Source organism: Okeania sp. SIO2F4 (genome assembly GCF_010672385.1).
Classification (GTDB): Bacteria; Cyanobacteriota; Cyanobacteriia; order Cyanobacteriales; family Microcoleaceae; genus Trichodesmium.
Genome location: NZ_JAAHGT010000732.1, coordinates 1 through 4,976 on the forward strand (window position 1 = coordinate 1; position 4,976 = coordinate 4,976).

Sequence of the window (4,976 nt, forward strand, 5' to 3'; positions counted from 1 at the left end):
GTCGATTGGAGGCAAGCGAGGAGACCTCGCCATCCCGTCCTAACGGACTGCGAGCAATTCATGTCGCGAAGCGAAACGACCGCTTTTTGAGCATTCCACTTACATTGTCATACTTCTATCACTATGGTGCTGTAATTTTTAGCTAACCATGTTGTTAGTTTATGTAGTGCATCTGCTCTGATATCAGCTACTTTTTTGTGAGCTTTAGCTAATCTTTTTACAGCTTTAGCTCTATTTTTTGACCCTGGCTCTTTTTTGATAACACGCCGTTGATAACGACTTAATCGTTTTTTAGCTTGTTTATAGGCTTTGACATTAGGGTAGGTTGTTCCATCGCTACAGGTAGCTAGGGTGTTTATACCTACATCTACACCAATAACAGCTCGTTTTTTAGGGGTTGGTAATGGTGCTGGTTCTAAATCATATTTAAAACTGATATACCAATTATCTGTACGTTTTGAGATAGTCACATTTTTGATGGGCACAGATGGTAAGATACAGTAAGTTTTTACTATTCCTATTCTGGGTAGTTTGATATAATTTCCTTTCAGAATTTTAATGCTTCCTTCCAGGTAAAAACTGTCTTTTTTCCCTTTTTTCTTAAACTTAGGAAATCCACGTTTGGGAACAGTAAAAAAGTTTTTGAATGCCGTTTCTCAATCTCTTAATGCTTGTTGAGGAGCGCATTTTGATACCTCATAATACCAAGGATTTTCACTTTTCACTTCAGCAATTAAACGTTTATGCAAAGTGATAGCACTAGGCCGTTTCTTAGTTGATTCGTACTCAGTTATACAAGTTGCTAATCCCCAATTATAAGCATGACGGGCTACACCTGCGTGTTTGGCAAGTATTGTTTTTTGTTCATTATTAACTTTTAATTTAGTCTTGATTGATTGCATTTCAATTTATTGGCCACCTCTGGGAATAGTTGAATTAAGTTAAAAATAAGTTTACTATATCATAGTAAATGTCTATTTATGTTTAACTTTGTCCATTTATTTTAATACTGTTGATAGCCCTCAGCTTCTAATACTTCCACAAAATCCTCAACAAAAATATCATCTCCAGAACGGAAGTCGGCAGAGAAAGTGATTTGATATTTTATCTAAAACTCCAGTTGTGGTTGTTGCAAGTTGTCGTCATATATCATCAAGGTCTTCAGGTCTGTATGACGACTAAAACTTTGAGCTTTTCTAATATTGCCTCCGTTTCTCTCCAGAACTGCCGTAATGGCAGAATGTGACCCCTGAGTGCTAATCAATGTGTAAGAAAATTCGCGTCCACCCACAATAAAAAGTTAATTGTGTAAGAAAATTCACATCCATCCACAATAAAAAGTTAATTGCGATAACTTATTCACATTTTCCCACTTCCCCAAAAACTAGGAGATGATTAAGACATGAAAGGAAAGAGAACAACCTCTTCCCACATCAACAAATTAAACACAAGGGAATCTTAAATGAATATTCAAACTAACCTCAACAAAGCTTTTAGTTTCAGTTTAGTTGCTTTAAGCGCTACTTCTTTATCATTTGCCACAATAACTCCTGTAAAAGTTGCTTTTGCTCGCCCTGCTCAGGTAAAATTTCAGGCCCTGGTCAGTCCTAGACTTATAAATAAAGGGATGAACGGAAGATGGAATTTACAATGGAAAGTCAACGGATGGTTATATAAAGGTCGTTTAAAAATGGATGGAAATTTGGGAACTATGGTTGTAAATGTAACTGGACCTAATGGTAGGAGAGTTGACGCTGAACAACGAATGAATATGCATCCTGAAAGAAATGGTTATACTCTTCAAGGTAATAGACCTACTTATCCAGGTAGGAATGCAATAAACCTTGACTATCAAGCTGATAGTTTTCATGTTGAGTTAGATGATAGTGGTAATTGGAGCATGAAAAATTGTTCTGATGATTCTGGTTGTATTCCAGTCAAGGTGACACAAATTAATTCAGGACTTACGCACAGATACTAAATATAATGAGGGCGAATGGCATTCGCCCCTACATATGGCGCTTTCAAGGTTAATTTGCGTAAGTCCTGTAATTAATAAATTCAATCAAGTTTAATCAACTTATTCTAGAGGTAGATTTGGCAAAAAAAACTGTAAGCATTCCCTGGGGAATGCTTAAAAAGAGGTGATCCATTTAGACAGGTATCTCTATTATTGTTACCTTTTTTTTCAATATTTGGCGTAAAACTAGAGTAACTGTAATTAAGTGCCAACTCACCTATCACAAACTAGATAACGAATTTACTCGATTTCAGCCTTCACTATTTATTAAAAATAGTTGATGAAAGGAATAGCATACTTTTCTAGGTAAGGAATTAAAAGTCTTTCCACAAAAGAATTATAGGATTAGTTGGCACGCTCATTGCAGTTTCTCTAGTTTTAGCCCTAATTGCAGGTTTGTGTGTGCCAAATTTTATTCTGGCATTTTTATTAACTATACAGCGCTTTTGCTGATGGATAAACCACATCGTCATAACCAAAACTCTGTAGGGGCATCTATGCGAATCGCCCCTACTGTGGTCTACTGAAATGAAAACCGCTGTAAATACGGATACAAAACAATTGAGTTTGAAGACTTAGTTAGGAAACAAAACAAACCCACAAAATACTTAAAGAAAGAGAAAAATATGAACATCAAAGCTATTGCTCTTGCATCTATTATTGGTTTATCTACTCCTGCGATCGCAGATATTACCTTAAATTCTCATAGTGCTTCTGCAATGCCTACCGATTTTGTCCGTCCAACTGGAGCTTTCATGGATAATAGCGAAAATTCGGTTGTTTTGCTGAAATTAGATGAGTTCGGAAACTATACTTATGAAGCTAAATCTGGAAGAAGTGGTGCTTTTCTAACTTTGAAAAATCCTTATATTAAAGGGAATAACAAACGGTATACTTATACCTTTAAAAACGGAAATCACAAATATATTATTGCTCACCGCCCTAAAAATCCATCAATTATCCGCCTGAGTGTTGTCAACCCACAAGGATATGTAATCTTGAACCACTTGATGGAAAAGCTTGGTACTGATTGGGATGTCAATTCAATTGTGGGAAACTATGAAAATCATTTGTATGATTCTGGTGGAAAAAACGATTGGCATTATGTGACTATTAGTCGGATCGATGATAACACACTTCAATGGAAAAATCGTGTTGGTATAACCTGGACACTTCACGCAACAAAACATAGAGAAATACTTAAAGTTGGGAAAGATTGTCCGTACTTTGATCATGGTCATACTACTGCTACAGTAATATGGGATGGAAATCAAGTTTTAGGAATACTTGGACCCTGGAATAAGCGATATGACAGGTCTAACTAAATACTAAATAAATTAGGAATGAGAATTAAGATTAACTTGAAGCAATTGCTTCAAGTGCTAAAGGCTATATATGTGTCTTGGCGTAATTCCTGTTGGTATTAGGAGTCAGAAATCGACAGAAATAGAACAGTTCAACCCTGCATCTTCAGGTGTTGAAAACTTCATAGGAATAAATGTGAAACCGTACTCCCTATTCGTTGGACAAGGAACAACCTTAACTAACTCAATAGTTAGTGCTTTGCGATCGCCAGTCCCTGGTTGAAATTCAATTTTTCCTGTTGCCCCCTCGTCAAGGCGGAAATCTTCATCTGCCAATGTCTTCTGAATTCCCTGACGATTAGGTTTTTGCCGAATCCCTTCAATTACCACCTGAGCAGCATCATAGCTCAAAGCTGTGCGAGAACTGACAGACCCTCCCCAAAGCTGCTCACTGGTTTGAGAAAAATAAGATTTGGGATTGCTTAGAGGATGCCAGGGAACGGTCAAAACCAGTTTTTCTAAGAGCTGAGATTGACCAATCTTCAAGGTTCTCGGACTATAAACCGACCAATTACCTACCATCCAATTTTGACCACGATTTTCTTTAATGATTTCCAGAGCATTAACTAGAGCATTAGTCACTTGACCATCTGGTATTAAAACAATTGCTAATTCCCCAGAGTTTATAATTTTTTTGATGGCACTTTTAGCATCAAAATCAGCCTGAGAAATATCAAATGAATAAACGATGTATTCTTCTTTTTCTACTTTTTCTTTTTTTCCTACTTTTTCTAAGAATTTTTCTTCAAATCGTTTTTTGTAATCACTGGAATAGGGACTAGCAGGGTTATAAAAAATTGCCACTCTTTTTTGATTAATCCGATCGCTTATCAAGACATCAACCGCTGCACCTGTAGGTACATAATTATTTGTGATGGTTCGGAAGAAAAACGGTCTGGGTTGTTGGGTGAGTTCAGAGGTGGTTGTACCTGGGGAAACTATTACTAATTTATTTCGGTTATATATATCTACAGTTGCCGTCGTCATCTCACTGGTCCAATGACCAATAACACCTAGAATCTCTGACTGTTTGACTATTGTCTTAGCAATCTTCTTTGCTTGCTTCTCAAGGTTAGCATCATTAGCAATTATGACTTTTAAACCTTTTCCATTCAAGCTTTTTGACTTGAGAAAATTTGCACCCGGTAAAATCAAATTAGAGGATTTTTCCTCATTAAATAAACTCAAGTTAACTTCTGTTTGCGCTTGAGCTACTCCCCGCAAGATTTCTTCAGCCATTTCTGCATTCTTCACCTTCCCCGTTTCATCTTGTAAAATTGGAACCGCAACTGCAATAGTATAGAAATCAACACCCGTCGCTTCTAAAAGGGCATTATTGAGATATATTAAAGTTTCTGGATCTCTTCGTTCTGTCTTCCAACTTTGCTGAAGAATTTGAGCTGCCTTTTGATAAGTGTTTTTGGTGACAAAACAATCACTCCACTGTTGTCGAATATGATTTTTCAAAATAGGTAGAAAATAATTCCAGGGTTTCTGGCATTCGGCAACTGCTTTTACACCCCTTTGTTTGTCTCGTGGTTGAAATAGTTTTACCAGAATTTCCTCACCTATACTGATGTGATTTCCACGGG

The 4,976-nt window shown here is 36.8% G+C and carries 5 protein-coding genes and 1 pseudogene; 2 read left to right on the plus strand and 4 right to left on the minus strand.

Features of this window, described 5'->3' with window-relative positions:
- Nucleotides 1-107: 107 nt before the first annotated feature.
- The 3 genes and pseudogenes from F6K22_RS31460 to F6K22_RS31470 all read right to left on the minus strand — a co-directional run.
- Nucleotides 108-593, minus strand: a pseudogene (locus F6K22_RS31460) (RNA-guided endonuclease InsQ/TnpB family protein); the annotation flags it as partial.
- Nucleotides 594-656: 63 nt separating this feature from the next.
- Nucleotides 657-902, minus strand: coding sequence for a helix-turn-helix domain-containing protein (locus F6K22_RS31465; protein ID WP_293107323.1), 246 nt, complete (start codon nt 900-902; stop codon nt 657-659).
- Between the two features lie 206 nt (nt 903-1,108).
- Entirely contained in the window at nt 1,109-1,291 is a 183-nt protein-coding gene (locus tag F6K22_RS31470; RefSeq protein ID WP_293107326.1) for a site-specific integrase, read from the minus strand.
- A gap of 171 nt (nt 1,292-1,462) precedes the next feature.
- Between F6K22_RS31470 and F6K22_RS31475 the strand changes: the two genes are divergently transcribed.
- Both F6K22_RS31475 and F6K22_RS31480 read left to right on the plus strand, forming a co-directional pair.
- Nucleotides 1,463-1,981 (plus strand): hypothetical protein, encoded by a 519-nt coding sequence (locus F6K22_RS31475; protein ID WP_293107328.1) that lies wholly within the window; start codon nt 1,463-1,465, stop codon nt 1,979-1,981.
- A 665-nt stretch (nt 1,982-2,646) separates the two neighbouring features.
- Nucleotides 2,647-3,345 (plus strand): hypothetical protein, encoded by a 699-nt coding sequence (locus tag F6K22_RS31480; RefSeq protein WP_293107331.1) that lies wholly within the window; start codon nt 2,647-2,649, stop codon nt 3,343-3,345.
- A 105-nt stretch (nt 3,346-3,450) separates the two neighbouring features.
- On the opposite strand, the gene F6K22_RS31485 is transcribed toward F6K22_RS31480, so the two are convergent.
- Nucleotides 3,451-4,976, minus strand: a 1,526-nt coding sequence (locus F6K22_RS31485) for an ABC transporter substrate-binding protein (protein WP_293107333.1), incomplete at its 5' end; no start/stop codon positions are given.

Bases quoted from the DNA above. Each gene is read 5' to 3' on its own strand.
- F6K22_RS31465 (WP_293107323.1), bottom strand. From the start codon at position 902: ATGCAATCAATCAAGACTAAATTAAAAGTTAATAATGAACAAAAAACA.
- F6K22_RS31475 (WP_293107328.1), top strand. From the start codon at position 1,463: ATGAATATTCAAACTAACCTCAACAAAGCTTTTAGTTTCAGTTTAGTT.
- F6K22_RS31480 (WP_293107331.1), top strand. From the start codon at position 2,647: ATGAACATCAAAGCTATTGCTCTTGCATCTATTATTGGTTTATCTACT.